This is a genomic window from Sphingomonas sp. UYAg733 (genome assembly GCF_054057355.1).
In genome coordinates, this window is the sequence record NZ_JBSRZE010000012.1 from 42,806 (window position 1) to 66,368 (window position 23,563).

Consider the following 23,563-nt stretch of genomic DNA (forward strand, 5'->3'; position numbering starts at 1 on the left):
GGGAGCGGCGTTTTGGCAACGCCGCTCCCCAGCCTTGATCAGCGGACCAGCGCGCCGGCGCCGGCTTCGCGAAATCGCATGGTGAAGCCGACCGCAACGCTGAGCGCGGCGGGATTGAACCCCGGCCGGCCCTTCGCCGCGTCGATCGCCGAGGTCAGCAGCTTGGCCTGGATAGGGTCGCTCGACTGCAGGCCTGCGGCCCTGGCCCGTGCCTGGGCTTCGCTGCCCTTGAAGGTGATGTTGCGGCTGACGGGTGCCGTCGTCGCCAGCTTGGTACCCATCTTTAAGGTCGGCACGACCACTTGCGCCGTGGCGGGCGCGGCGATCGCGCCCAACGTCGCCGCCGCTGCCAGTAATGCGGCAGCGTCGAAGACGCAGTGTTTTGGTATGTCGTTCATCGTCTTTCTCCTGTGTAAGGTAGAGGGGCGGACGCCCGTCTAGCAGTGCGGTCACCCCGACAAGACAGTCGGTCAGCGAAACGTCGAGCGACCGGTTTCATGGTGAACCCAAGCGCGATGCTGACCGCCGCCGGGTTGAATCCCGGTCGCACCCTCGCCGCATCGATCGCGGTCGAGAGCAGGTTGGACTGGATCGGGTCGCTCGCCCGCAGGCTCGCGGCCTGGGCCCGGGCCTCCGTTTCGCTTCCCTGGAAGGTGATGTGCCGGGTGATCGTCTCTGTTGCCGGCACTTTGGCGACCGTCTTCAGCTTGGGGATGGTCAGTTGCGCGGTGGCCGGCGCGGCGATCGTGCCGAGTGTCGCCGCCGCCGCGATCAGCGTCGCGGCATCGAGAACACCATGTCTTGGCGTGTCTTTCATGATCATTCTCCCATCGGGAAACGAAACCGCGACGCCCGGATCATCGGCCGCTGCGATGCTTGTCGGGGCACCGGTTCAGCGCAAGGACGTGGCCCCGGTCTTCATCGTGAACTGGATACCGATGCTGACCGCTGCTGGGTTGAACCCCGGACGGACCTTGGCCGCGGCGAGCGCTCCATCGAGCAGCTGCGACTTGATCGGATCCGATGCCCTCAGGCTGGCGGCCTGAGTCCGTGCTTGGGCTTCACTGCCCTTGAACGTGATCGATTTGCTGATCGGTGCGACCGAAATAGACTTTGTCGCAACCGGGCGCATCTGTGCCGTCACGGGCGCCGTCGCGCCGATCACCACAACCGCGGCGAGCAAACTCGCTGCGTCCAGCGTCTTGTTCCTATCGTTCATCGTCATTCTCCATCTGATGGATGCGGTCCCCGCATGGGATCGCGCGACGATGGCTAGGGCTTCGCAAATGGCGGGGGATCACACGATTGGGGGAGGACATACTGAAAAATGCGCGGAGAGAATTCATGCGCCCGCTCCGCGCCTTCCCCGAGCAAGGGCCGTGCTCCGTCGGCACCACCGCAGCGACGGTATGCCTGCGATTTCAAGGCGCATGCGCCGTCCCGAATTAAGACTTTGGTAACCATAAGTCGCGCTGGTCGAAATCGTAAACGAAGCGTTAACTGTCGATCATGCGAAGCCAATTCACTCTGGACGCCCAGGCGCCCCGCCACCCTTTCCGGCAAACCCTCGCGCCGGCCAGGAACATCAAACCGCTGCGCAATGAAGATGGCGATCTCAAGCTCTTCGTGCTGAGTTTCACCGCCTTCTTCATCTGTATCTACAGCTTTATTTTCTGAGGCGTGCTGCAGCTTAGGCTCGCACCTCGCCTTAATCGCAGGCGAGATGCAGTTTCTGTGCGATCCAGGCCGAAACCAGGCACATGCCCGCGACCAGCAGCATCATGTCCTCGGGCGACACCCCTAGCCAGATCAGGAACAGCACGGTGAACGCGCCAACGGTCATCGCGCCGGAATTGACGACGTTGTTCGCGGCGACGGTGCGTGCGGTCTGATCCTTGGTCACGGTCGTGGTCAGAAACGCATAGAGCGGCACCACGAACATGCCGCCGGTAATCGCGATCGCCAGCAGCGAGAGAGTCACCGGGATCGCCCGTGGCTGGGTAAAGAACTCGACCACGCCATAAAGCTGCCCGTTCGCGGCTGGTATCCAGGACCGCGCGAGCAGCGAGAAGACTATTACGAAGCCGCCCATCGCGATCACCGAAGCCGGCGAATATTTGGCGGAAATTTTGCCCTTGAGCATCGAGTTGATCACCACCGAGCCGATCGCGACCCCGACCGAGAAGATCGCGATCACCAAGCTGGCGACGCGCTCGTCGGCAGTCAGCACATTCTTGACCAGTGGCGGAAAGACGATGATCAGTACCGATCCGATCGTCCAGAAGAAGGAAATCGCGCAGATCGCGAGGAACAGACGCGGGATGTGCATCGTCGCCCTGATCAATCGCCAGGAGGCGGTAAAGGGATTGTAGTTGAGCTTGAGCACCGCGCCCTCGCGTGGCGCCGGCGGAACTTGCCGTCCCGCGAACCATCCGATCCCCGCGACGACCAGAACCGTCACCGACGCACCCTCGGCCGAGATCCAGCCGGCAACCACGGTGCCCAACAATATGGCGAGATAAGTGCCCGCCTCGACCAGGCCGGTACCGCCGAGCACTTCGTCCGGTTGCAGATGCTGCGGCAGGATGGCGTATTTGATCGGCCCGAAAAAGGTCGAATGGATGCCTAGCGCAAACACCGCCAGAAGCATCATGAACATGCCAATACCGGTGTGGCCGGCCTTGGCGATCAGCAGCCCGGCGGCGCCGAGCAGCATGATCAGGATCTCCGCGGCCTTTACGATGCGGATGATTTTCGCCTTGTCCGTCGTGTCGGCGAGCTGTCCCGACAGCGCCGAAAGCAGGAAGAAGGAGATGATGCTGAGGCCCGTGGCCAGCGCGTTGAAATACGACTCGGTCGCAGGGTCGTTGAAGATCTGATAGGTCGCGAACAGCACCATCGACGTCTTGAACAGATTGTCGTTGAAGGCGCCGAGGAACTGGGTGGTGAACAACGGCAGGAAACGGCGCTCTTTCAGCAACCCGAGCGCAGTAAGCATGGTGTAATGCGGCCCTGTTTGTGATGGGGTTTGTGGCGAAACAGTGTCGGCGACATAGCCGAGGCGGTAGCGGGGCAGCAACCGCTTATCCGGTGGCTCGTTGTAGGACGCTGTCCTGTCATGGGCTTTCGCAGGGCGGGATGCCGGTCTAGAGCAATGGAATGTTGACACTCCCCAACCTGTTAACCCTGTCGCGAATCGTCGCGGTGCCGCTGCTGGTCGGGTTCCTGTGGTGGCCGGGCTGGGCGGCGGGTTATGCCGTCGCTTTCGCGCTTTATTGCCTGATGGGCATCACCGATTATTTCGATGGTTACCTCGCCCGCGCACAGGGCACTGTATCGAAGCTGGGCATCTTTCTCGATCCGATCGCCGACAAGATCATGGTTGCCGCGGTCGTGCTGATGCTCGTCGCAACGCGCGACATTGCCGGTTGGTCGCTGATAGCCGGCATCATCATCCTGCTACGCGAACTCGCTGTGTCGGGTCTGCGCGAATTCCTTGCCCAGTTGCAGGTGTCGGTGCCGGTGTCGAAGCTCGCCAAGTGGAAAACGACGCTCCAATTGGTTTCTCTCGGCGGTCTGATTCTCGCCGGCGCGCTGCCTGGCTGGGCCTGGGTCCAGCAAGTCAGCCTCGCTGCGTTATGGGGTGCGGCGGCGCTGACGCTGGTGACCGGCTGGGGTTATCTCCGCGTCGGCCTGAAGCATATGGACTGAGACGGGTGGCGATCGAGATAGTGTATTTCGCCTGGGTGCGTGAAGCGGTCGGCGCCAGTCAGGAACGCGTCGATCCGCCTGCCACGGTAAAGACCGTCGCGCAACTGATCGACTGGCTGTCCAAACGCAGCGCGGGCCATGCCACCGCCTTTGCCGATCGCGGCCGGCTGCGCGCGGCGGTCGATCAGGTTTTCGTACCGCTCGACACACCGCTCGGCGACCCGCGCGAAGTGGCGATCTTCCCCCCGGTAACCGGCGGATGATCCGCGCTGCCGTGCAGAGCGATCCGATTGATCTCGCGGTCGAACTTGCTGCGATCGACGCGTCCGGGGCAGGGGGCATCGCGACCTTCACCGGGCTGGTGCGTTCGGACGACGGTGTCGATGCACTAGAATTGGAACATTATCCCGGCGCGACCGAAGCCGCGCTGCGTGCTCTCGCCGCAGGGGCGGCCGAGCGCTGGTCGTTGCTGGCGGTGAGCGTGGTGCACCGTGTCGGCATCATGCGGCCGGGCGAGCGGATCGTGTTCGTCGGCGTGGCCGCGGCACACCGCAAACCAGCACTGGATGCTTGCGCCTTTTTGATCGACCGGCTGAAGACTGACGCGCCCTTCTGGAAACGCGAGACCCGCGGGCAGGACGCACGCTGGGTCGAACCGCGCGGCAGCGACGATGCTGCCGCCGCGCGGTGGGATGAGCCCGCTTAAAGCTTCGGCAGCACGACGCCGTTGACGATGTGCACAACGCCATTCGACTGCCGCACGTCCGGAATCTCCAGATAGCTCTTGTTGCCGTTGACGTCGGTCAGCGAGACCGCCTGGCCTTCTTTGGCAACGGTCAGCGGCTCACCCTCGACGGTGGTCAACACAGCCTTGCCGCCACCGGCATCGATCTGCGCGAGCAATTGAGCGCCAGTGATCGTTCCCGGCACGACATGATAAGTCAGCACTTTGACCAGCGTTGACTTGTTTTCCGGCTTAAGCAGGTTCGCCAGCGTCTCCGGCGCGAGTCTGGAGAACGCGTCATTCGTCGGCGCGAACACGGTGAACGGGCCCGGGCCCGACAGCGTTTCGACCAGGCCTGCGGCCTGTACCGCCTTGACCAGCGTGGTCAGATTGGGGGCCGCCGATGCATTGGCGACGATCGTCTTGGTCGCATCCATCGCGGCGCCGCCGACGGCCGGGTTTGGGGGCAGCTGTGCGGCGGCGGGGGCAGCCGGAGCACCGGCTGCCGGTGTGGCCTGCGCTGCCGGTGCGGCGGGAGTGGTTGCGGCGGGCGCGGTCTGGGCGAGCGCGGTTGAGCTCGCGGCCATTGCGAGTACGCCGGCCAGTGCCGTCAAATGACGTTTGGCAAAGGAATTCATGTGTATCTCCGCTCGTAAAACTCTTTCGTGCATCAAGGAGTGCACGATAAAGATACGATTCAAAGGCGAAATGGTTTCGCCGGTCGGTCGCGCGAGGGGCTCATTGTGCCTCGGCAAGAACGCGGGCGAGCAAGTGGAAGTCCTTTTCGCGCGGGCTCGCGCGGCGCCATACCAGTGCGATCCGGCGCGACGGGTTTTCCGCGTCGAGTACCCGCGCGGTGAGCCCGGTATGGTCGAGAATCCCCGCCTTCAGCGCCATTTCGGGGAGCATCGTCACACCGAGGCCATTGTCGACCATCTGCACGATGGTGTGCAGCGAGGTGCCGAGCATCGTCGCCTCGGCGCGCAGTTCCGGCCTGTTGCACGCGGCGAGCGCATGATCCTTCAGGCAATGCCCGTCCTCGAGCAGCAACAGCCGCGTCTCGTCGATATCGGCGGCGCGGATCGCCAGCGCCGAATTGCCGAGCTCGGCTTCCGGGCCGGCAACGAACAGCCGGTCCTCGAACAGGAATTCGCTCGATACTTCGCCGCACGCATAGGGCAGGGCAAGCAGCACGCAGTCGGTGCGGCCATGGTGCAGCCCCTCGCACGCTGCGCCGCTCGGCTCTTCCCGCAGGAACAGTTTCAGGTCGGGATAGTCGGTCCGCAGCCGTGGCAGGATGCGCGGCAGCATGAACGGCGCGATCGTCGGGATCACGCTCATCCGCATCTCGCCCGACAAGGGCCGCCCGGCGGCACGCGCCAGGTCGCCCAGTTCCTCCGCCTCGCGCAGCACGCGCCGAGCCTTGTCGGCAATGCGGTCGCCGAGCGGCGTGAAACGAACGACACGCCGGGTGCGCTCGACCAGTACCACGCCGATCAGGGTTTCGAGCTCGCGGAGGCCCGCCGACAGCGTCGATTGCGTAACGAAGCACGCATCGGCGGCACGGCCGAAATGCCCGTGATCCTGCAGCGCGACCAGATATTGCAGCTGTTTCAGCGTCGGGAGGTAGGTGGCCATTGATTGCCTCAATCGATCAAGATGAGCAGAATAACCTGCTTGATCGATCAAAAGCCAGTGCTTATGTGCGACGCAGCAAAGAGGGCGGTTCACGCCCCACCGGAAAGGATGTTCGAAGGGCTGACCCATTTCCAGGAGGCCCAATTACATGTTGACCATCGGCGACACGCTCCCCGACTTCACCGTTCCCGTCCAGCAAGGCACCGACGCGCTTCCTGCGGGCGAAACGCTCAGCCAGGACAGCTTCCCCGGCAAGTGGAAAATCCTGTTCTACTGGCCGAAGGACTTCACCTTCGTGTGCCCGACCGAGATCGTCGGTTATGCCAATCTCAAGGACGATTTCGCCGATCGCGACTCCGTGCTGATCGGCGCGTCGACCGACACCGCGCACGTCCATCTCGCCTGGCGCAAGTCTGATCCCGATCTCGCCGCCGCCGACTTCCCGTGGATCGCCGACAATGGCGCAGTGCTGGCCTCGGCACTCGGCATTCTCGATAAGAATGAACATGTCGCGTTCCGCGCGACCTTCATCATCGACCCGGACAACGTCATCCAGGCGGTTCAGGTCAATGGCCTGAACGTCGGCCGCAACCCCGCCGAGACGCTGCGCGTACTCGACGCGCTGCAGACCGATGAACTGTGCCCGTGCAACTGGAACAAGGGCGACGACGTCCTGAAGCTGGCTGCTTAACGATTCGGAAGCGGGCGTGATCATGTGTCACGCCCGCTTACTCCTACAGTCGTCACCCCAGCGCAGGCTGGGTCTCATGGGTCGGGCGCTGCGCTCGCCACTTGAAGACCCCAGCCTGCGCTGGGGTAACGTTCTTTTTTGTACGGCGCATTTCACTGCTGCGCTTTGGAGTATTCTCATGTCGCTCAAGGATTTCGCGGGCACGTTGCCCGATTTTGCCAAGGACATCCGCCTGAATGTCGGCTCACTCCTCAACGAACAGCATTTGCCCGACCAGCAGAAGTTCGGTCTGTTGCTGGCCTGCGCGCACGCCACCGGCTATAAACCGCTGGTCGACGCCACTGAAGCGGAAGTGATCGACAAACTCTCGCCCGAGGCGGCCAATGCAGCACGCGCGGCGGCGGCGGTGATGGCGATGAACAATGTCTATTACCGCTTCACGCATTTGGCCGGGAATGACGAATATCAGCGCATGCCCGCCAAGCTGCGCATGAATGTGATCGGCCAGCCGGGTATCGACAAGGTCGATTTCGAACTGTTCAGCCTCGCCGTGTCGGCGATGAACGGCTGCGGTATGTGCATCGACAGCCATGAGCAGGTGCTTAAAAAGGCTGGCGCGACGGCTGAAGCGATCCAGACGGCCGTGCGCATCGGCGCGGTGCTGAAGGCGGTCGCCACAGTCCATGCCGCGGTCAATTGAAGTACCCCTCCGTCAAGCCTGACTTGTTCCGGCATCCGCCGATCCGCAAACTTTCACGCTCTATTTTTCGGTACGGTAGACCCCGGGAGTAAATCCGGGGTGACGATGGTGGGCGACTGGCGTTAGACGAGTGCCCGGTAAAGATTGAACAGGCTGGTCAGCGTCAGGATGACGCCAACCAGAAACATCAACGTCTTTGCCGGCACTCGCTTGGCCAGCAACGCGCCGAATGGCGCCGCGATTACGCCGCCGATCAGCAAACCAACCGTCGCCAGCGTGAAAGCGGCCAGTCCCAATTGCGAGATGAAGGTCGCGGAGATCGTCGCGGTCAGGAAGAATTCCGCGGTGTTGACGGTACCGACCGTCATGCGTGGGCTCGCCCCCTGCACGAGCAGGTTGGAGGTGACCACCGGCCCCCAGCCGCCGCCGCCCGCCGCATCGAGGAAACCACCGATCAACCCGAGTGGTTCGACGATCTTCGGCTCCTTTTCGCGCGGCGGATAATGCATCGCCCGGAACAGCAGATACAGGCCGATTCCCGTAAGATAGATCAGGATGAACGGCTTGGCGGTGCCGGCGTCGATGTTCGACAGGACATAGGCGCCGAGGATGCCTCCGATCACCCCAGGGATCATCAACCGGAAGAACAGCTTCCAGTTCACGTTGCGATGGATCGCATGACTGATGCCCGAGACGGCGGTGGTAAAGGTCTCGACAGTGTGAACCCCGGCCGATGCTGCGGCAGGCGGCACGCCAAGGAACAACAGCAGCGAATTCGAGATCACGCCAAATGCCATGCCGAGCGCACCATCGACCATCTGCGCGGCAAAGCCGATCGCGATGAATGGCAGAATTGCCTCGATGGCTTCGATTGAAAGATACGAACTCAACGCAATCCCCCAAGGCAATCCGGCACACAGCCTGAAGGTTGGAGATTGCTCACCATCGGATATCCTACAAGCAAGATAGGGTTTGTCGGCGGAAAGTTACGATGGTGCGGTCCTTTAATTCGCCGGATCGAACGACTAGATAACCTTGGCGACTAAGGGGACGCAATGATGGGACGACTGATCGCCTATCTCGATTCGATCAAGGCGCGCGACCCCGCGCCACGGTCGCGTTTGGAGATTCTCACTTATCCCGGCGTCTGGGCGCTCGGTTATCACCGCATCGCGCATCGCCTGTTCAAGGCGCGGCTGTTCCTCCTCGCGCGCGCGGTCAATCATTTCTCGCGCTTCCTGACCGCGATCGACATCCATCCGGGGGCGACGATCGGGCGGGATTTCTTCATCGACCACGGTTTCGTCGTGATCGGCGAGACGGCGGAGATCGGCGACAACGTCACCATCTATCAATGCGTTACGCTCGGCGGCACCAGCCCGGACAATGGCTTAGCGGGCAAAAGGCATCCGACCCTGGCCGATGGCGTGATCGTCGGGTCGGGCGCACAGGTGCTCGGCCCGATCACGGTCGGCAAGGGTGCACGGATCGGCGCCAATGCGGTGGTTACTCGCGAAGTGCCGGAGGGCGCGGTGATGGTCGGCATCCCGGCACGCGCGACGATGGTCGAGGGCGGGCAGAAACAGAGTGGATTCCTCGCTTATGGCACGCCGTGCAGCGAGATGTTCGACCCCGCGACACAAAAGGTCGAATTGCTGCGCTGCGAACTCGAAACCATGCGCAAACGCCTCGACGCGCTCCTCGCCGAGCATGACGATGAGGCTCAGGGACGGCGCGATCGTGCCTGATCGCGTTCCGGCGGGAGACTGATGGGAATCGTTACCCCCTTTCCGGCGCCGCAGCGGCCCGCCGCTCAGGTGGGGTTTGAGCGCGCCGAACTGACCCGCATCCTCGATCTCTATGGCCGTATGGTGTCGGCCGGCTATTGGCGCGATTATGCGATGGACTTGGGTCGCGATGCCGCCGTCTTCGCGGCTTTCCGCCGTGCCGCCGAACGACCCGAATTCCGCATCGAGAAACGCCCCGCGCTGCGCAACCGCCAGGGCATGTGGGCGCTGATCAACGAAGCCGGCATGGTGTTGAAGCGCGGCCATGAACTGCCCGCCGTGCTCGCGCCGGTGGAGCGGCGGCTGATGAAGCTGGTGGCGGATTAGGCACCTGCACCGTTCGCGTGAGCCAGTTGAAGGGCGGTTGCCACACATCGGCCTCGATTTTGGGCGCAGGTGCTTCGACAAGCTCAGTACGAACGGGACGTGGCGCAAAGAAAACCCCGGTAGCCTTGCGGCGGCCGGGGCAGGGGTCCGTTCGAACGGATGTCTGTGTCAGGCAGCCACCATCGTCCCGACCGGCGGTAAACGACGACTGAGATCACCCAGCGTGCCGACCACCATGCGGCGCATCGGGTGCCAGAAGGCAGATAAGGTCAGCAGGGCCGAGCCGATGATCAGCGCGGCGATCGCGGCGCTCAGTTCGACCGCACCCGCGCTGTTGATGATCGCGTACATCGCATAGAGGACATAGACGAGGCTCGAGACGAGCAGTGCGCGGCGGTCGATCGCCAGTGCGACAAAGGCGAAGACGAGGTACAGGCCAAGCACGAAGATCGCCGTGCCGACGCCGATATCGTTGCCGAAGATACCGAGCATCTGGAACACCGGATGCGCGATCATCGGCGCGGCGGCGAGATGCAGCCAGAAGGCGACATCTGCGCGGCGCGTGCGGCGCTGGGTATCCGACATGTCCCACCACATCGCCAGTGCGAACACCGCCAGGCCGCCGATCAGCACGATCGGATAGATCGAATCCTTCATGACCGGTACGGCGGCGATGACCAGGCCCGTCGCGGTCGCGACCAGCGCCGCCGCGCCCGCCGCAACTGTGATCGGCACCATGAAGCGGCGCCAGTGCACCCAGGCCGCCCCGGCCGTGATCAGTGCGATTCCGGCGCCGATCCCGGCATTGACCTGATCCGGCAGGTTTGGGTTGATCACGACCATCGCACCGATCATCGTCGCGGCGACGCCGCCGACAAAGGCGAGCAGGAGCAGGATGCTGGGCAACGCCATGCGGCGATGACGCGTGAAATATTCGGCAAGCAGCCATGCCGTGACTGCGACGGCCGCCCCGCCGACCGGCTGCGCGATCACCTTGCCGATCTGCGCCATCGCGACAAGCAGCAGAGCGATCGCGATCGACACGAAGATATCGTTGAAGCCGGTGAGCAGCCGGAAATGCTCCTCATCGACCGCTGGTGTATCCCGCAGGCCGGCAATATGGTTGCGCAGCGCGCTGGCCGTATCGGGAGTAATGACCCCCGCCGCCACGGCGCCGTCGATGTCGCTTTCGCTGTACATGGCAGTCCTCCCTGTTCCTGACCGGAAATTAACATAAGTGTATTGGTAAAACAATACACCAGCACGCTCAGGCTCTCGCCGCTTCCGATGCCTGCTCGTAAGCGCCAAGTTCGCGCTCGATCAACTCGATCATCTTGCTGTCCGCAAAGCGCCCGATCAGTGCAGCTTCGCATCGTTGGCTTGCTCCGGTTTTTAGAAAACTCCTCCTTCATTTGCATGGTTTCGGACGGTTTTCTCTCGCGCATCTGGCTCCGCGGCATCGCTCCCGAACTGGGGGGCGAGCATTCGGATATGGAGGCCAAGATGACTTTACGGACCCTGATGATGTGCGGCGCGATAGCACTCAGCCCATTTGTTCTTGCAGGTACCGCACAAGCGCAGGCGGTGTGCAACGGATCGGATGGCGCGGTGACCGACACGCCCAATGCGCAGATCACTGAGGATTTCAACACCGCATGCGGCTATGCGGCGGGCGCCAATGGCGGCAGCGGAAATACCGCGATCGGCGGTTTTGCCGATGCCAGCGGCGGCAATACCAGCGGCGACCACACCGTTCCGCAAAACGGCGGCAACACTGCGGTAGGCTTTTCCAGCGATGCCAGCGGCGCCGCGAGCTTCAACGTGGCAGTCGGCGGTGGTGACGGGAACGGCGCCACTGCGGGACCCAATGCGTCGGGCGACGGCAGCTTCAACATGGCGTTCGGCAACGGTTCCAACGCCAGCGGCAATGCCGCCGCCAACATCGCGATCGGATCCGGCGCCATTGCCGCCGGCGACGGTTCGTCGCGAGTCGCGATCGGCGACTTGACCCAGGCGGTCGGCAACAATTCCGTCGCGCTGGGCTACAACGCGCGCGGCAACGGCAATTTCTCGGTCGCGATCGGCGCGGGCTCGATCGCCGACGAGGACAATATTGTTTCATTCGGTTCGGGCGGCAACAACCGCCGCCTGGTCCATGTCGGTGCGGGCAATATCGCGGCGGGCAGCACCGATGCGGTGAATGGCGGCCAGCTCTATAATGCGACGCTGGACGCCGCCAACGCCGCGGCGGCTGCCGCTGCCGCGCAGGCCACCGCGAATGGTGCGCAGACAAGTGCCGACACCGCGATCACCAACGCGGCGGCGGCGCAAGGTACCGCCGATACCGCGCTGACCAATGCCGCGACCGCTCAGGGGACAGCGAACACGGCGCTGACCAATGCCGCGACCGCTCAGGGGACGGCGAACACGGCGCTGACCAATGCGGCGACCGCTCAGGGGACGGCAAACACCGCGATCACCAACGCTGCGACCGCTCAGGCGACTGCGGATGCCGCGATCGATCGTGGCGATGAGCTGGGCAGCAGCACGGCAGCGGCGCTGGGCGGCGGCGCTGCCTATAACGCCGCGACCGGGGCGGTGTCGGCACCGAGCTATTCGATCGGCGGCACGGCCTATAACAATGTCGGCGCGGCATTCAGCGCGGTCGATTCACGGCTCGGCATACTCTCCACGCGCATCGATGGTGTGATCGATCTCGCCTATGACATTCGCAAGGAAGAGCGGCGTGGCATCGCCGCCGCCGTCGCCATGACCACCGCACCAATGCCGTCGGAAGCCGGCCGGGTGAGCTGGGCGGTCAACAGCGCGGTGTTCCATGGCGAGGTCGCCTTTGGCGGGTCGCTCGCGGCGCGGGTCGGGGCCAAGGTGCCGCTCGCGGTTACGGCGGGCTTCGCCTATGCAAAGGGCGGCAACAATGTCGCGCGGGTCGGTCTGGCCGGCGAGTTCTGAGTGGGGAGCGGGCCGCCGTCTAGACAATGGCGGCCCGCGATCCTTCAGCCGCCCTGCAGCTTGCGCAGGATCGACATCGATTGTTCCGCGCCTGATTGCGGGGTTAACTCGCCGGTCCGGTCGGTGATTTCTGCCCAGTGTGCTGCGATCCCTTCCGCCGACAATTCGTCGCCGGTCAGCAATTTGCCTTGGGTCAGCGTGATATAGGCCGCCTGGAACACGCCGGCGCCCGCGCCGACGATCATGTTGGTCGGCGCGTCCTCGGATACGAGATAGATCGCGGCCGGCGCGACCTTTTCGGGCGCGAAGGCGGCGAACGCCTCGGCCGGAAACAGATCTTCGGTCATGCGCGTGCCCGCGGTCGGCGCGATCGTGTTGACCTTGATGTTGTTCTTGGCACCCTCGATCGCGAGGGTGCGGGTCAGCCCGGCCAGGCCGAGCTTGGCCGCGCCATAATTGGCCTGGCCGAAATTGCCGTACAGGCCGGTCGACGATGCGGTCATCAGGATGCGGCCGTAATTCTGCTCGCGCATCGTTTCCCACACCGCCTTGGTGCACATCGCCGATCCGTTGAGATGGACATCGACAACGAACTTGAAATCCGCCGGCTCCATCTTGGCGAAGCTCTTGTCGCGCAGCACGCCGGCATTGTTGATCAGGACATGAACGCCGCCCCATTTCTCCTTCGTCTTGGCGACCAGCTCGACCATATGCTCATATTCGGTGACGCTGCCGCCATCCGACATGGCTTCGCCGCCCGCCGCCTTGATCTCCTCGACGACTTTCAGCGCCGCATCGGAATGACCGGTGCCGTCGCGCGACCCGCCAAGATCGTTGACCACGACCTTCGCACCACGGCGCGCGAGATCGAGCGCATAGGTGCGGCCAAGACCGCCGCCGGCGCCGGTGACGATGGCAACTCGGTCGTCGAAGCGAATGGACATGCGAAAAGCTCCCGAAATGTTTCGAGCGCTTCCTAGGCGATCATTCTCGCGAGGAAAAGCCATCCGGGCGCATGCTTGACGCAGCGCCCGGATTGCTGATCAGCGGCCGCCGCGCTGCATGCAATTGTCGGTCTGGCCGCGCTTGCACACCGGATATTTGGCGAGCGGTGGCGGGGCCGGATAGGCCTGATCGGGCGTTGGTGCCTGACGATAGACCACGGTCGCGCCGGGCTGCATCGGGCCGCTCATCGCCGGGGCGGTCGGACCATAGCCACCGGTGGTGCCGGCAGGCGTCGGTTCGGTGGCGCTCGGGTCGGCCGCTGGCGCCGCTGGGGCCGCCTCTGCGGGCATTGCCTGGGCCGCGTCTGCGGGCGGTGCCGGGGTGTCCTGTGCCACTGCGGGAACCGCGATAAACGCGGCGGCGGCCAATAGGATCAGCTTCATCAAGGGTCTCCTGAAAGCATTGCGCCGAAACAGGCGCGCACCCCCAACGCGCATGTTCCGGAATGGCTCCCGTTTCGGAATCGTTTTGAATATGTCGAAGGCCTGAAAGCGCGATCGTCGCGCTAACATGCCCAATCATCGCCACCAGTCGGCTTGTGCAATCGGCACAATAGCTTCGACCCGGCCGAGAAAGACCGGCGGTGCGAGGCTCTCTGCGCCTGCTGCCGACAGATTGATTGCAAAGCGAATTGCCGCGCGGGTGTCGTCGGGCTGCACGGCCGCATGCCAGCCGACCAGTTCATCGATCACGTTTCGCCGAAAAACGGCCACCGGAATCGAACCATCGGCGACATTCGGGGATAGCGCGAGGGTATTTCGCGTCAGAAATATCGGAACGGCGCTGCCGATCGGCGCGTCTTCGGTGCCCATTGAGATACTGTAGGATGCGCCCATTTCGATCTGCACGTCGCGTGCCGCAAGCCCGCCCGGCGTCGGCCCGGATAGCAAGGACGCGAACAAATCGTCCATCGCATCCGACAGGTTCGCCGCGCCTGTGCCGACCTGAAAAGGCTGTGACGGCAGGTCGAAAAACGGACTAACAGATGTCGATCCATGCACTGCCCGCGATCGGTAAATGAATGCCGAATCCACCACCGTGCCGTCAGGCGAGCCCGGCGGCACCAGGCCGGCGTTGCGCAGCACGCTTGCAGCAACATCCGCCTTCTGCGCCGATAATATAGGTAGCTCGGCCCAGGTGAAGGTCAGCGGTGTCCCTGCAATAAAGCTGGCCGAGGCCTGGTAGCGATGGGTCGCCTGACCATCCTCCGGCGGCGTGCTGCAACCGGCGATTGCCGGCCATGGCGGCAGCACCCCGCTGTCGCCTGGAAGGCGTGTGATTTGGGGCACCGGAAGTTGACTGAAATCGACACTGTAGCTCCAGATGACCTGACCCACCGCGGATACCGACCCCACCTTTGCCACTTTGGTTGGCTCCGCGCGCGCGAACCAGTCGGACCAGGCCCGGGCGACGTCGCCGATCAACGCATCCAATCGTTCCAACGCGGCACGCGCCACGGCCGCGTCGCCGCCCGCAAGCACCTCCGACAGATGCGGCGCGATCTGCCGATGCTCAACGGTCGTTCGGGCAAGCGCTTCGAATAACGTCGTGGCTGCGGGCCGGAGCGGTGCTGTCGCGACTGCCTTTTCCGTCGCCAGATCGACCGGGGATGCCGACAGATCGTTTATGATGACCGACAACAACAGTTCGTCCTGTGCCGCTTGTGACGTCGTGACCGTGGCGACGCAGTCCCACAAAAGCGCCTCGGCGATCGAAATCGGCGATGACGTGGCTGCGCATACATTGCTGATGACCGGCAGCGGCGGATAGCGAAGCAACGGACCACGGTCGCCGGCCCCTGACTCATACGCAGTGCAGAACCTTTCGAGCAGGGCTTGCTGGAAAAGCGCGCGCGCTGGCTCGACCGCCGGCTCTTGGCCGGGGACGACGAGCACCGGTATCAGCGTCGGGGCGATGATATCGGCGAGTTGCTGTTTGTGCTTGGCAAGCGAGGCCGCGCGATCGGGATCCAGCGCAGCGATTGCCGTCGCCATTTTCGGCACGAACAACGCATCCACGGCATCGAGAAATGCCACCGACCAAGCCGTCATGTCGATGTCGACGAATGCATGTACGCGGTCGGGCAGCAGGATATCGCTGTCGTCGCCGACCCAGGTCTTCCGGTAGCTGCGTACCACCACGTTGCCCGAAATCAATCGTGTCGAAACCGGTGTCGGCGCAAAACCCGCCAGGCTGGCGGCAGGCGTTTGATCATCATTCCGTTCGGACATCGTCATCCCCCCAATTCGACGACCGATGTTTACGACATGCATCGGGAATACAATGACAACTGCCTCCTTATCGGTCCAATGCCCGAAACCGCCCTGGCCCGCACGGTTGTGCGGCGCAGGCCAATTCGTATCTCTGCGGAGATCGATAAGCCGTTCGAATTCTCTGCCCGGTGCATCCCATGCGGTTGGCAACACAGCGCCGAGGCTCCATGAGCGATCGCCGGAGCCATGCCCGGGAAGTCGAAACGAGAATGCAGAAATTGACGAGCACGCAGCGGCGAGGAGCGAAGCGCTACGTGGTTCTGGGGCTTGCCGCGCTTGTGGGCGCCGGAGCGGTTCTGGGCATCACCAGATTGGAGCGGGACCCAGCCGCAAAACCGGCCAACAGCGTCACGATCGCGCTATCGGACGGCCAAACCGCCCACGACGAGCCGTCGCGCGCCGATTATCGGCGACTGGACGAGCGGATCGTCAAGCTGATGCAGGAGCCCGACATGGTCGGCCTGGCGATCGGTACGGTCGAGCGGGGACAGGTGCGGTTCGTGCGGGGCTATGGTGAGACGCTGGCGGGTTCGGGCGACCGCGTCACGCCTGACACCGTATTCCGCTGGGCGTCCCTTTCCAAGGGCGTGGCCTCCGCGCTGGTCACCAAGCTCGCCGAGGATGGCCGGCTGTCGCTCGATGCGCCGCTATTGACTATGGGCACGACTCTTACGCTCCCAGGCGATTCCAGGCGCGTCACGGTGGCCGATCTGCTTTCGCACCGCCTCGGCCTGGTCCGCAACGCCTGGGACGACCGGCTGGAGGCGGGCGAGGATCCGAAGCTGATCCGTGCTCAGCTCGGCACTCTGCCGCCTTACTGCCCGCCGGCGACCTGTTACGCATATCAGAACATCGCCTTCGACGCCGCGTCCGAGATCGTCGAGCGGGTCACGCGACAAGACTATGCGACCGTCGCTCGCGCGCGGCTGTTCGTGCCGCTGGGCATGACCAACGCAAGCGTCGGCCGTGCCGGGCTGGAGAGCGCGGCGAGCTGGGCGCGGCCGCATCACCTGGCCAGGAATACCGCGAAACTGGATGAGGCCTATTATCGCATCCCGGCGGCGGGCGGTGTCAATTCCTCGATCAACGACCTCACCCGCTGGATGCGCGCACAGATGGGCGACGCGCCGAGCGTGCTGTCACCTGCAGATCTGAACGCCATGCACCGCGCCAGGGTGCCTACGCCGCCGCACGGCCCGCGCGGGGCGATGGACCGCGCGCTGAAGAATGCCTCCTACGGTCTGGCCTGGCGAAGCTTTACCTATGCCGGCCATTCTCTGGTCGGCCACCGTGGGTCGGTCGACGGCTATGGCTCGCTCATTCTTTTCGATCCGGCGGACAGGAGCGGCATCGTGCTGCTGTGGAACAGTAACCGGGCCACGGCAGCCCGGCTGCAGCTCGAATTCTTCGATATGCTGTACGGCCTCCCGCCAACCGACTGGCTTGATCTCAAGGCGCGTACCGAGGAGCCGGATGGGGTTGCTGCCGTAGTGCGGTCAGGTGAAACGCGACGATCTTCCGCCAGATAAGGCCGCGGGCGTGCCGCTGCGGGATCAGGCTGTGCGTCGCAGGCCAATAGCGTGGGTGGCGCACCCGCCACCGGCACCCTTTGCCCTTAATAGCGCCTCGTCCGCAGACTCGATGAGCTTGTCGAGTCCGTGCCCGTGTCCTGACACGAGAACAAACCCGATGCTTGTGCCGATGGTAATCTTGAGATCGCCAATATTATAGGGTTCGGAGATGACGCGCACGACCCGCCGCGCAAGCAGGTCAGCTTCTGTGGCATCCCTGACGCCGCTCTGAACGATCACGAATTCGTCGCCGCCGACGCGTGCCGCAAAATCACCACCGCGGAGTGTGCGAGACAAGCGATCCGCCACGGCCTGTAATACAAGATCGCCAACGGGGTGTCCGTATCGATCGTTGACCGGTTTGAAGTGATCCAGATCAAGGCAATGGACGGCAACGTCACCGCTGTCGCGTCCCAACATAGTCACCTCATTGAACCGCTCCCCAAGGCCGAAGCGGTTCGGCAAGCCGGTCAGGACATCGCTCTGCGCCATGTCGGCGAAAAGCCGCTTCATCGTGATCCCGCCGGAGGAGAGCCGGTAGTTGGAAAGGATGCTGTGGATGCCCCCGGCAAGAAAGATCGCCAGGAGCGCTCCGAGCGCCCAGTAAATGGGGTTGCCGCTCGCCAGGGCTACCGGAATCGTCGGCACCACGCCGAAGACCACGGCGCTCACGCTGATCCAAGGGCGTAACGCTATCCCCGCCGCGACTCCCGCCGCATACCCCACCAGCAGGCCGATGACGAGAACATGCGCGTCTGGCGTCGCAACGACGAAGGCGCGCGCGCTGAATATACCGAAGATCGCGGCGAAGCTCAGGTAACTCACGGCAAACAAGCGCTCAAGTTGGTGTGCCCTCGCCACGCCCAGTCCGGCGTCGGCAGCCTGCCCCCGGAAGAGCAGCAAGATGACGAGCCGGGCGACGACCGATATCGATCCGAGGATTGTAAGCAGGGTCAGGGCGGGATCGGGTGTCTGGGAAGACACGATAAACGCCACGGCGATGAATGAAATCGCGATGATAGACGTGGTCAGGAGCGTCCTGAACAGGCTCTGGACGAGTTCGACATAGGTCCCCTCGGGGATAGCGATTGCAGATCGGAACACTGGCACGCACCTCGTGCCGCCAAGGTACGCGCCGCTGGTTAACGAACTGTATGATCTACCGATTCAACCGATCCCGGCGTTAGCACCATCCCTGAACGGCACATCGCTCATTGTCGCCGCCATGGCAGAGGACCGGGAGCACATTCGTTCGTGATCGGCACACACCGCGCTCGGTACGTCGTGGCGCGGCGCCTGCCCGTCAGGCCGCCGAATCCAGCGCGTATCCGGCCGATCGCACGGTGCGGATGATGTCGGTGCGGCCACCTTCGTTGATCGCCTTGCGCAGCCGCCGGATATGCACGTCGACGGTGCGCGATTCGATGTCGGAATCATGCCCCCACACCGCATCGAGCAAGCGCTCGCGCGAAAAGACCCAGCCGGGATGCTCCAGGAAATGCTTGAGCAGGCGGAATTCGGTCGGCCCCAGCGGGATGAAATCGCCCGATCGCCGTACCTTGTGGCCAACCGTGTCCATCTCGATATCGGCATAGGTCAGCTGTTCGCCGGCCAGCGCCGGCCGCACACGGCGCAGCACCGCGCCAACCCGCGCGACCAGTTCGCGCGGGGAGAAGGGCTTGGTGACATAATCGTCCGCGCCGGTTTCCAGTCCGCGCACGCGATCCTCTTCCTCGCCGCGCGCGGTGAGCATGATGATCGGCACATTCTGCGTTTCGGGCATGCGGCGCAGGCGACGGCACACTTCGATCCCGGACAGTCCCTCGACCATCCAGTCGAGCAGCACGATATCCGGCGTCGCCTCCTTGGCGAGCAGCAACGCTTCCTCGCCATCGGGGGTGTGCGTGATCTCGAAATCCTCACGCTTGAAGTGCCAGACGAGCAGCTCGGCAAGAGCGGCATCGTCTTCGACCAGCAACATCCTGGCTCGTGCCATGACTTAAATCTCCTCGTTCGTGATCAGCGAACTACGGTCCCGTTCGGCCATATGTTCGCCAGTCGCGGCATAATAAACCATCTCGGCAACATTGGTGGCGTGATCGCCGACCCGTTCGAGATTTTTGGCGATGAACAATAATTGTGCGACCTGGCTGATCGTCTTGGGGTTCTCCATCATGTGCGTGACGAAAACCCGGAACAGGCTGTTGTAGAAATCATCGACCGCGCGGTCGCGCTCGCACACCTCCACCGCCGCCTGGGCGTCGCGGGCGGCAAAGGCGTCGAGCACGTCATGCACCATCGCCTTGGCCAGATCGGCCATGGCAGGGAGGATCGACAGCGGCTCGATCTCGCTATGGGCGTCGATCTCCGGCACTCGCTTGGCGATGTTCTTGGCATAATCGCCGATGCGCTCGACCACGCTGGCGATTTTCAGCGCGGCGACCACCTCGCGCAGATCGTCGGCCATCGGCGCGCGCAGCGCGATGATGCGCACGGCAAGCTGCTCGACCTGCATCTCGATCGCGTCAATTTTCTTGTCGCCGGCGACGACCTTGGCCGCGGCGGCGAGATCGTGGCGCTGCAACGCGTCGATCGCGGCGCCGATCGCCTGTTCGGCCAATCCGCCCATCTGCGCAATCAGCCCGCGCAGTTCGCCGATATCCTCGTCGAAAGCCTTTACCGTATGCTCACTCACAATTCCAAATCCTAACCGGGGGTCCCGATGATCAGCCGTAACGGCCGGTGATATAGTCCTTGGTCCGCTCCTGGCGCGGATTGGTGAAGATGTCCGAGGTCGCACCATATTCGACCAGTGTGCCAAGATGGAAGAAAGCGGTCTTTTGCGAGACACGCGCGGCCTGCTGCATATTGTGCGTGACGATGACGATCGCATAGCGGCCACGCAATTCGTGGATCAGTTCCTCGATCTTGGCGGTGGCGATCGGATCGAGCGCCGAACAGGGCTCGTCCATCAGGATCACTTCGGGGTCGACCGCGATCGCACGCGCAATGCACAGTCGCTGCTGCTGCCCGCCCGACAAGGCGGTGCCGCTTTCCGTCAGCCGGTCCTTGACCTCGTCCCACAAACCGGCGCGCTTCAGCGACTGTTCGACGATCCCGTCGAGATTGGTCTTGCTCCCGGCCAGCCCGTGAATGCGCGGGCCGTAAGCGACATTCTCATAGATCGACTTGGGGAACGGATTTGGTTTCTGGAACACCATACCGACCCGCGCGCGGAGCTGCACGACGTCCATCGACGATGCATAGATATCCTCGCCATCGAGCCGGATATCGCCCTCGACCCGCGCGCTGGCGACCGTATCGTTCATCCGGTTGAGGGTGCGCAGGAAGGTCGACTTGCCGCAGCCCGACGGGCCGATGAACGCGGTGACATTGTCCTGATCGACGTCGATCGAAACGTCGGTGATCGCCTGTTTCGCGCCATAGAAGACGTTCACGTTGCGGGCGGTGATTTTCAGATGTTGTTCGGTCATCACCAGCGGGTCTCGAATTTGTTGCGGAGGTAGATGGCAAGCCCGTTCATCGCGAGCAGGAACACCAGCAGGACGATGATCGCCGCGCTGGTCTTTTCGACGAAACCGCGATTGACCTGGTCGGACCATAGAAAAATCTGCACCGGCAGCACGGTCGACGGGTCGGTCAGTCGCTCGGGCGGCGACACCATGAACGCGCGCATGCCGATCATCAGCAGCGGCGCGGTCTCGCCGAGCGCGCGCGCCATGCCGATGATCGTACCGGTCAGGATGCCGGGCAAGGCGAGCGGAAGGACATGGTGGAATACGACCTGGATCGGGCTCGCACCGACCGCGAGTGCCGCGTCGCGGATCGATGGCGGCACCGACTTGATCGCGTTTCGCCCGGCGATGACGATCACCGGCATGGTCATCAGCGCAAGCGTCAGCCCGCCGACCAAGGCCGCCGAGCGCGGCAGGTTGAAGGTGCCAAGGAACACCGCAAGACCCAGCAGCCCGAAGATGATCGACGGCACTGCCGCCAAATTGTTGATCGATACCTCGATCAGGTCGGTCCAGCGATTCCTCGGCGCATATTCCTCGAGATATAGCGCGGACAGCACGCCGATCGGGAAGGCGAGCAACAGCGTCACCAGCATCGTGAACAACGAACCCTTCAGCGCGCCCCAGATGCCGACCATGGTCGGATCAGTCGAATCCGAATTGGTCAGGAATCGCGGGTTGAAGCCGGTCGTCATCAGCCCACGTGACTGCAGCCGTGCGGCCAGCTTCTCCGCGTCGGGCGAGCCTTCACCCTTCACTGCGATATCGATCGCGGCTGAGGCGGGGACGGAGATGATCGTTCGCATGGCCAGCAATGTCGGATCGGACTTCACCGCATCGCGCACGCGCAGCCACGCGCCGTCGGATAGCAACTTGTCACCTCCGGGTCCGAACGCGGCGATCGCCGCGTCGTCGGTCGCTTTTTCCAGGCCCGCGGCGGCCAGCGCGACATCGGCATTCTTGCCGCCGAGCTGCGCTGGATCGAGCATCACGCTCGATCGCGCCAAATCGATCGGCAGCTTGATCTCGCTCTGCGTGAAACCGGTCGCACCGTTGAGGAACATCGACACCAGCAGGAAAGCAAGGAAACCCGCCGAGACCAGCACCGCACACAGCCCGAGCAGCCGGAAGCGGCGCTCGGCGGCATAACGGCGGCGGATGCGGCGCTGCATCGCGTTCGTCCGCCAGTCGGTCGGCGCGCGGTCCGGCACCAAATTGGCGAGAGTGGAGGACACGCTATTCATATGCTTCCCGATACCGTTTGACGACGGTCAGCGCGATGATGTTGAGCAGCAACGTAACCACGAACAGGGTCAGGCCGAGCGCGAAGGCGGCGAGCGTCTTGGCGCTGTCGAACTCGGCCTCGCCGGTCAGCAGGTCGACGATCTGTTTGGTCACCGTGGTCGCGCTGGCGAACGGGTTGAGCGATAATGTCGCGACGCCCGACGCAGCCATCACAACGATCATCGTCTCGCCGATCGCGCGCGAGATTGCGAGCAGCACGCCGCCGACCACGCCGGGCAGGGCGGCGGGCAGCAGCACCTTGCGGATCGTCTCCGACGGCGTCGCGCCCATCGCCAGGCTGCCGTCGCGCATCGAGGAGGGCACGGCGGCGATCGAATCATCGGCCATCGACGACACGAACGGGATGATCATCACGCCCATCACCAGCCCGGCGGCGAGCGCGCTTTCCGAACTGGCCCAGGTCACGCCGAGCGATACGGCGAGATCGCGCACTGCCGGCGCCACGGTCAGCGCGGCGAAATAGCCATAGACCACGGTCGGCACGCCGGCGAGCATCTCGAGGATCGGCTTCATCCAGCGGCGCACGCGCGGCGCGGCATATTGCGTCAGATAGATCGCGCTCATCAGGCCGAACGGGATCGCGACGATCATCGCGATCACCGCGCCGATGAAGAATGTGCCCCAGAACAGCGGCACCGCGCCCAGCGCGCTGCCCGGATCATTGGCGGGAATGACTTGCGGGCTCCAATGCGTGCCGAACAGGAAATCGCCGATCGGCACGATCTTGAAGAAGCGCCACGATTCGAACAGCAGGGAGGCGACGATACCGACCGTGGTCAGGATCGCTATCAGCGAGGCGGCGAGCAGCAACAGCATCACGACGCGCTCGACTCGCGTCCGCGCGCGGAAGTCCGGCTTGACGCGCAGATAGGCCCAGGCGCCTGCGGCAAAGGCGAGCAGTAGCGCGGCGCCGGTGCCGATCCAGTCGTAGCGCGATTGCGCCGCGCCATAGGCCGGGGCGAGTTGCTGTGCGATCGGGTTTAACGACCCGAAGGTGCGGCCATCGGCGATGTTGCGCGCCTCCGACAACACCGCGGCGCGCTCGAAGCCCGGCGGCGGCAATTGCGCCGCGGCGGGTGAGGTCAGCACGGCATCGGTGACCAGCGCAGGCGAGACCGACGACCAGATCACGATAAACAACGCGGCCGGCAGCAGCGTCCACAGCGCGACATAGGTGCCGTGATGCGACGGCAGCGAGCTGAACCGGGCCGTGCTGTCGCGGCGGAAACTGACCGCGCGGACGCGCGCGGACAACCAGGCGATCAGGCCAAGTCCGGCAATCAGGAAAAGAAGGGCGAGCGTGGACAACGCGAAAAGTCTCGTGT

General features: G+C 63.7%; 27 protein-coding genes. 10 read left to right on the top strand and 17 right to left on the bottom strand.

The genetic code is table 11. From position 1 onward, the window contains the following. Positions 1 to 38 precede the first annotated feature (38 nt). The 3 genes from ACVWZA_RS16700 to ACVWZA_RS16710 form a co-directional block, all read right to left on the bottom strand. Positions 39 to 398, bottom strand: coding sequence for a hypothetical protein (locus ACVWZA_RS16700; RefSeq protein ID WP_457312394.1), 360 nt, complete (start codon positions 396 to 398; stop codon positions 39 to 41). Continuing rightward, positions 395 to 817, bottom strand: a complete 423-nt coding sequence (locus tag ACVWZA_RS16705; RefSeq protein WP_457312395.1) for a hypothetical protein — start codon at positions 815 to 817, stop codon at positions 395 to 397. Before ACVWZA_RS16705 ends, ACVWZA_RS16700 begins: the two co-directional genes overlap by 4 nt. Before the next feature lie 75 nt (positions 818 to 892). Next, positions 893 to 1,219, bottom strand: a complete 327-nt coding sequence (locus tag ACVWZA_RS16710) for a hypothetical protein (protein ID WP_457312396.1) — start codon at positions 1,217 to 1,219, stop codon at positions 893 to 895. Between the two features lie 290 nt (positions 1,220 to 1,509). Here ACVWZA_RS16710 and ACVWZA_RS16715 point away from each other — a divergent pair, with 290 nt between their 5' ends. Further along, positions 1,510 to 1,677 (top strand): hypothetical protein, encoded by a 168-nt coding sequence (locus tag ACVWZA_RS16715; RefSeq protein WP_457312397.1) that lies wholly within the window; start codon positions 1,510 to 1,512, stop codon positions 1,675 to 1,677. A gap of 31 nt (positions 1,678 to 1,708) precedes the next feature. Here ACVWZA_RS16715 and ACVWZA_RS16720 read toward each other — a convergent pair whose 3' ends face one another. Further along, positions 1,709 to 2,998, bottom strand: a complete 1,290-nt coding sequence (locus tag ACVWZA_RS16720) for an MFS transporter (protein ID WP_457312398.1) — start codon at positions 2,996 to 2,998, stop codon at positions 1,709 to 1,711. Positions 2,999 to 3,159: 161 nt separating this feature from the next. Between ACVWZA_RS16720 and pgsA the strand changes: the two genes are divergently transcribed. From pgsA to ACVWZA_RS16735, 3 genes are read left to right on the top strand one after another with little or no spacing between them, the layout of a single operon-like run. Then, on the top strand, positions 3,160 to 3,711 hold the full coding sequence (gene pgsA / locus ACVWZA_RS16725) for a CDP-diacylglycerol--glycerol-3-phosphate 3-phosphatidyltransferase (protein ID WP_457312399.1): 552 nt from the start codon (positions 3,160 to 3,162) through the stop codon (positions 3,709 to 3,711). 5 nt (positions 3,712 to 3,716) lie between these two features. Then, a complete protein-coding gene (moaD, locus tag ACVWZA_RS16730) occupies positions 3,717 to 3,974 on the top strand; it encodes a molybdopterin converting factor subunit 1 (RefSeq protein WP_457312400.1) in 258 nt (85 codons plus the stop codon). Then, complete coding sequence (locus tag ACVWZA_RS16735) at positions 3,971 to 4,417, top strand: molybdenum cofactor biosynthesis protein MoaE (RefSeq protein WP_457312401.1); 447 nt, start codon at positions 3,971 to 3,973, stop codon at positions 4,415 to 4,417. The genes moaD and ACVWZA_RS16735 overlap by 4 nt, the downstream gene beginning before the upstream one ends. Here the strand turns inward: ACVWZA_RS16735 and ACVWZA_RS16740 are convergent. Together ACVWZA_RS16740 and ACVWZA_RS16745 are read right to left on the bottom strand one after the other, a co-directional pair. Next, a complete protein-coding gene (locus tag ACVWZA_RS16740) occupies positions 4,414 to 5,073 on the bottom strand; it encodes a fasciclin domain-containing protein (RefSeq protein WP_457312402.1) in 660 nt (219 codons plus the stop codon). The genes ACVWZA_RS16735 and ACVWZA_RS16740 overlap by 4 nt on opposite strands. A 100-nt stretch (positions 5,074 to 5,173) precedes the next feature. Beyond that, entirely contained in the window at positions 5,174 to 6,073 is a 900-nt protein-coding gene (locus tag ACVWZA_RS16745) for a hydrogen peroxide-inducible genes activator (protein WP_457312403.1), read from the bottom strand. 148 nt (positions 6,074 to 6,221) lie between these two features. Here ACVWZA_RS16745 and ACVWZA_RS16750 point away from each other — a divergent pair, with 148 nt between their 5' ends. After that, positions 6,222 to 6,764 carry a peroxiredoxin gene (locus ACVWZA_RS16750; RefSeq protein WP_457312404.1) on the top strand — a complete coding sequence of 181 codons (543 nt, stop codon included), beginning with the start codon at positions 6,222 to 6,224 and terminating at the stop codon, positions 6,762 to 6,764. A gap of 178 nt (positions 6,765 to 6,942) precedes the next feature. Next, positions 6,943 to 7,464, top strand: a complete 522-nt coding sequence (locus ACVWZA_RS16755; protein ID WP_457312405.1) for a carboxymuconolactone decarboxylase family protein — start codon at positions 6,943 to 6,945, stop codon at positions 7,462 to 7,464. 122 nt (positions 7,465 to 7,586) lie between these two features. Here ACVWZA_RS16755 and ACVWZA_RS16760 read toward each other — a convergent pair whose 3' ends face one another. Then, positions 7,587 to 8,354, bottom strand: coding sequence for a sulfite exporter TauE/SafE family protein (locus tag ACVWZA_RS16760; protein WP_457312406.1), 768 nt, complete (start codon positions 8,352 to 8,354; stop codon positions 7,587 to 7,589). A 165-nt stretch (positions 8,355 to 8,519) separates the two neighbouring features. On the opposite strand from ACVWZA_RS16760, the gene epsC reads away from it, so the two are divergent. Further along, entirely contained in the window at positions 8,520 to 9,212 is a 693-nt protein-coding gene (gene epsC, locus ACVWZA_RS16765; protein WP_457312407.1) for a serine O-acetyltransferase EpsC, read from the top strand. Positions 9,213 to 9,233: 21 nt separating this feature from the next. Further along, positions 9,234 to 9,578 carry a DUF2794 domain-containing protein gene (locus tag ACVWZA_RS16770; protein WP_457312408.1) on the top strand — a complete coding sequence of 115 codons (345 nt, stop codon included), beginning with the start codon at positions 9,234 to 9,236 and terminating at the stop codon, positions 9,576 to 9,578. A gap of 168 nt (positions 9,579 to 9,746) precedes the next feature. Here ACVWZA_RS16770 and ACVWZA_RS16775 read toward each other — a convergent pair whose 3' ends face one another. Next, on the bottom strand, positions 9,747 to 10,778 hold the full coding sequence (locus ACVWZA_RS16775) for a hypothetical protein (RefSeq protein WP_457312409.1): 1,032 nt from the start codon (positions 10,776 to 10,778) through the stop codon (positions 9,747 to 9,749). Positions 10,779 to 11,081: 303 nt separating this feature from the next. On the opposite strand from ACVWZA_RS16775, the gene ACVWZA_RS16780 reads away from it, so the two are divergent. Beyond that, positions 11,082 to 12,548 carry a hypothetical protein gene (locus ACVWZA_RS16780; RefSeq protein ID WP_457312410.1) on the top strand — a complete coding sequence of 489 codons (1,467 nt, stop codon included), beginning with the start codon at positions 11,082 to 11,084 and terminating at the stop codon, positions 12,546 to 12,548. 44 nt (positions 12,549 to 12,592) lie between these two features. Here ACVWZA_RS16780 and ACVWZA_RS16785 read toward each other — a convergent pair whose 3' ends face one another. The 3 genes from ACVWZA_RS16785 to ACVWZA_RS16795 all read right to left on the bottom strand — a co-directional run bounded on the left by ACVWZA_RS16785 (position 12,593) and on the right by ACVWZA_RS16795 (position 15,784). Then, positions 12,593 to 13,492, bottom strand: a complete 900-nt coding sequence (locus ACVWZA_RS16785) for an SDR family NAD(P)-dependent oxidoreductase (protein WP_457312411.1) — start codon at positions 13,490 to 13,492, stop codon at positions 12,593 to 12,595. 99 nt (positions 13,493 to 13,591) lie between these two features. Then, the gene (locus ACVWZA_RS16790; protein WP_457312412.1) at positions 13,592 to 13,936 is read right to left on the bottom strand and encodes a hypothetical protein; all 345 of its coding nucleotides are present in this window, start codon (positions 13,934 to 13,936) and stop codon (positions 13,592 to 13,594) included. Positions 13,937 to 14,071: 135 nt separating this feature from the next. Then, entirely contained in the window at positions 14,072 to 15,784 is a 1,713-nt protein-coding gene (locus ACVWZA_RS16795) for a hypothetical protein (RefSeq protein WP_457312413.1), read from the bottom strand. Between the two features lie 251 nt (positions 15,785 to 16,035). Here ACVWZA_RS16795 and ACVWZA_RS16800 point away from each other — a divergent pair, with 251 nt between their 5' ends. Further along, positions 16,036 to 17,355, top strand: coding sequence for a serine hydrolase domain-containing protein (locus ACVWZA_RS16800; RefSeq protein ID WP_457312414.1), 1,320 nt, complete (start codon positions 16,036 to 16,038; stop codon positions 17,353 to 17,355). Between the two features lie 24 nt (positions 17,356 to 17,379). Here the strand turns inward: ACVWZA_RS16800 and ACVWZA_RS16805 are convergent, their stop codons facing one another. The 6 genes from ACVWZA_RS16805 to pstC all read right to left on the bottom strand — a co-directional run bounded on the left by ACVWZA_RS16805 (position 17,380) and on the right by pstC (position 23,546). Continuing rightward, a complete protein-coding gene (locus ACVWZA_RS16805) occupies positions 17,380 to 18,501 on the bottom strand; it encodes a diguanylate cyclase domain-containing protein (RefSeq protein WP_457312415.1) in 1,122 nt (373 codons plus the stop codon). A 199-nt stretch (positions 18,502 to 18,700) separates the two neighbouring features. After that, positions 18,701 to 19,393 carry a phosphate regulon transcriptional regulator PhoB gene (gene phoB / locus ACVWZA_RS16810; protein ID WP_457312416.1) on the bottom strand — a complete coding sequence of 231 codons (693 nt, stop codon included), beginning with the start codon at positions 19,391 to 19,393 and terminating at the stop codon, positions 18,701 to 18,703. Between the two features lie 3 nt (positions 19,394 to 19,396). After that, positions 19,397 to 20,092: a phosphate signaling complex protein PhoU gene (gene phoU / locus ACVWZA_RS16815; RefSeq protein WP_457312417.1), complete on the bottom strand. Its 696-nt coding sequence runs from the start codon at positions 20,090 to 20,092 to the stop codon at positions 19,397 to 19,399. Positions 20,093 to 20,123: 31 nt separating this feature from the next. Continuing rightward, entirely contained in the window at positions 20,124 to 20,891 is a 768-nt protein-coding gene (gene pstB / locus ACVWZA_RS16820; RefSeq protein WP_183108877.1) for a phosphate ABC transporter ATP-binding protein PstB, read from the bottom strand. After that, positions 20,891 to 22,177, bottom strand: coding sequence for a phosphate ABC transporter permease PstA (pstA, locus tag ACVWZA_RS16825; protein WP_457312418.1), 1,287 nt, complete (start codon positions 22,175 to 22,177; stop codon positions 20,891 to 20,893). The genes pstB and pstA overlap by 1 nt, the downstream gene beginning before the upstream one ends. Further along, positions 22,170 to 23,546 (bottom strand): phosphate ABC transporter permease subunit PstC, encoded by a 1,377-nt coding sequence (pstC, locus tag ACVWZA_RS16830; protein WP_457312419.1) that lies wholly within the window; start codon positions 23,544 to 23,546, stop codon positions 22,170 to 22,172. The genes pstA and pstC overlap by 8 nt, the downstream gene beginning before the upstream one ends. Between the last annotated feature and the right edge of the window lie 17 nt (positions 23,547 to 23,563).

Excerpts from the sequence above, each read along its gene's own strand:
- ACVWZA_RS16715 (WP_457312397.1), top strand. The coding sequence starts at position 1,510 with ATGCGAAGCCAATTCACTCTGGACGCCCAGGCGCCCCGCCACCCTTTC.
- ACVWZA_RS16735 (WP_457312401.1), top strand. The coding sequence starts at position 3,971 with ATGATCCGCGCTGCCGTGCAGAGCGATCCGATTGATCTCGCGGTCGAA.
- pgsA (WP_457312399.1), top strand. The coding sequence starts at position 3,160 with ATGTTGACACTCCCCAACCTGTTAACCCTGTCGCGAATCGTCGCGGTG.
- ACVWZA_RS16775 (WP_457312409.1), bottom strand. The coding sequence starts at position 10,778 with ATGTACAGCGAAAGCGACATCGACGGCGCCGTGGCGGCGGGGGTCATT.
- ACVWZA_RS16740 (WP_457312402.1), bottom strand. The coding sequence starts at position 5,073 with ATGAATTCCTTTGCCAAACGTCATTTGACGGCACTGGCCGGCGTACTC.
- ACVWZA_RS16780 (WP_457312410.1), top strand. The coding sequence starts at position 11,082 with ATGACTTTACGGACCCTGATGATGTGCGGCGCGATAGCACTCAGCCCA.
- ACVWZA_RS16720 (WP_457312398.1), bottom strand. The coding sequence starts at position 2,998 with ATGCTTACTGCGCTCGGGTTGCTGAAAGAGCGCCGTTTCCTGCCGTTG.
- ACVWZA_RS16745 (WP_457312403.1), bottom strand. The coding sequence starts at position 6,073 with ATGGCCACCTACCTCCCGACGCTGAAACAGCTGCAATATCTGGTCGCG.
- ACVWZA_RS16795 (WP_457312413.1), bottom strand. The coding sequence starts at position 15,784 with ATGTCCGAACGGAATGATGATCAAACGCCTGCCGCCAGCCTGGCGGGT.
- ACVWZA_RS16800 (WP_457312414.1), top strand. The coding sequence starts at position 16,036 with ATGCAGAAATTGACGAGCACGCAGCGGCGAGGAGCGAAGCGCTACGTG.
- phoB (WP_457312416.1), bottom strand. The coding sequence starts at position 19,393 with ATGGCACGAGCCAGGATGTTGCTGGTCGAAGACGATGCCGCTCTTGCC.
- ACVWZA_RS16755 (WP_457312405.1), top strand. The coding sequence starts at position 6,943 with ATGTCGCTCAAGGATTTCGCGGGCACGTTGCCCGATTTTGCCAAGGAC.
- ACVWZA_RS16705 (WP_457312395.1), bottom strand. The coding sequence starts at position 817 with ATGAAAGACACGCCAAGACATGGTGTTCTCGATGCCGCGACGCTGATC.
- epsC (WP_457312407.1), top strand. The coding sequence starts at position 8,520 with ATGATGGGACGACTGATCGCCTATCTCGATTCGATCAAGGCGCGCGAC.
- pstB (WP_183108877.1), bottom strand. The coding sequence starts at position 20,891 with ATGACCGAACAACATCTGAAAATCACCGCCCGCAACGTGAACGTCTTC.
- ACVWZA_RS16770 (WP_457312408.1), top strand. The coding sequence starts at position 9,234 with ATGGGAATCGTTACCCCCTTTCCGGCGCCGCAGCGGCCCGCCGCTCAG.
- ACVWZA_RS16700 (WP_457312394.1), bottom strand. The coding sequence starts at position 398 with ATGAACGACATACCAAAACACTGCGTCTTCGACGCTGCCGCATTACTG.
- ACVWZA_RS16790 (WP_457312412.1), bottom strand. The coding sequence starts at position 13,936 with ATGAAGCTGATCCTATTGGCCGCCGCCGCGTTTATCGCGGTTCCCGCA.
- ACVWZA_RS16785 (WP_457312411.1), bottom strand. The coding sequence starts at position 13,492 with ATGTCCATTCGCTTCGACGACCGAGTTGCCATCGTCACCGGCGCCGGC.
- ACVWZA_RS16750 (WP_457312404.1), top strand. The coding sequence starts at position 6,222 with ATGTTGACCATCGGCGACACGCTCCCCGACTTCACCGTTCCCGTCCAG.
- ACVWZA_RS16710 (WP_457312396.1), bottom strand. The coding sequence starts at position 1,219 with ATGAACGATAGGAACAAGACGCTGGACGCAGCGAGTTTGCTCGCCGCG.
- pstA (WP_457312418.1), bottom strand. The coding sequence starts at position 22,177 with ATGAATAGCGTGTCCTCCACTCTCGCCAATTTGGTGCCGGACCGCGCG.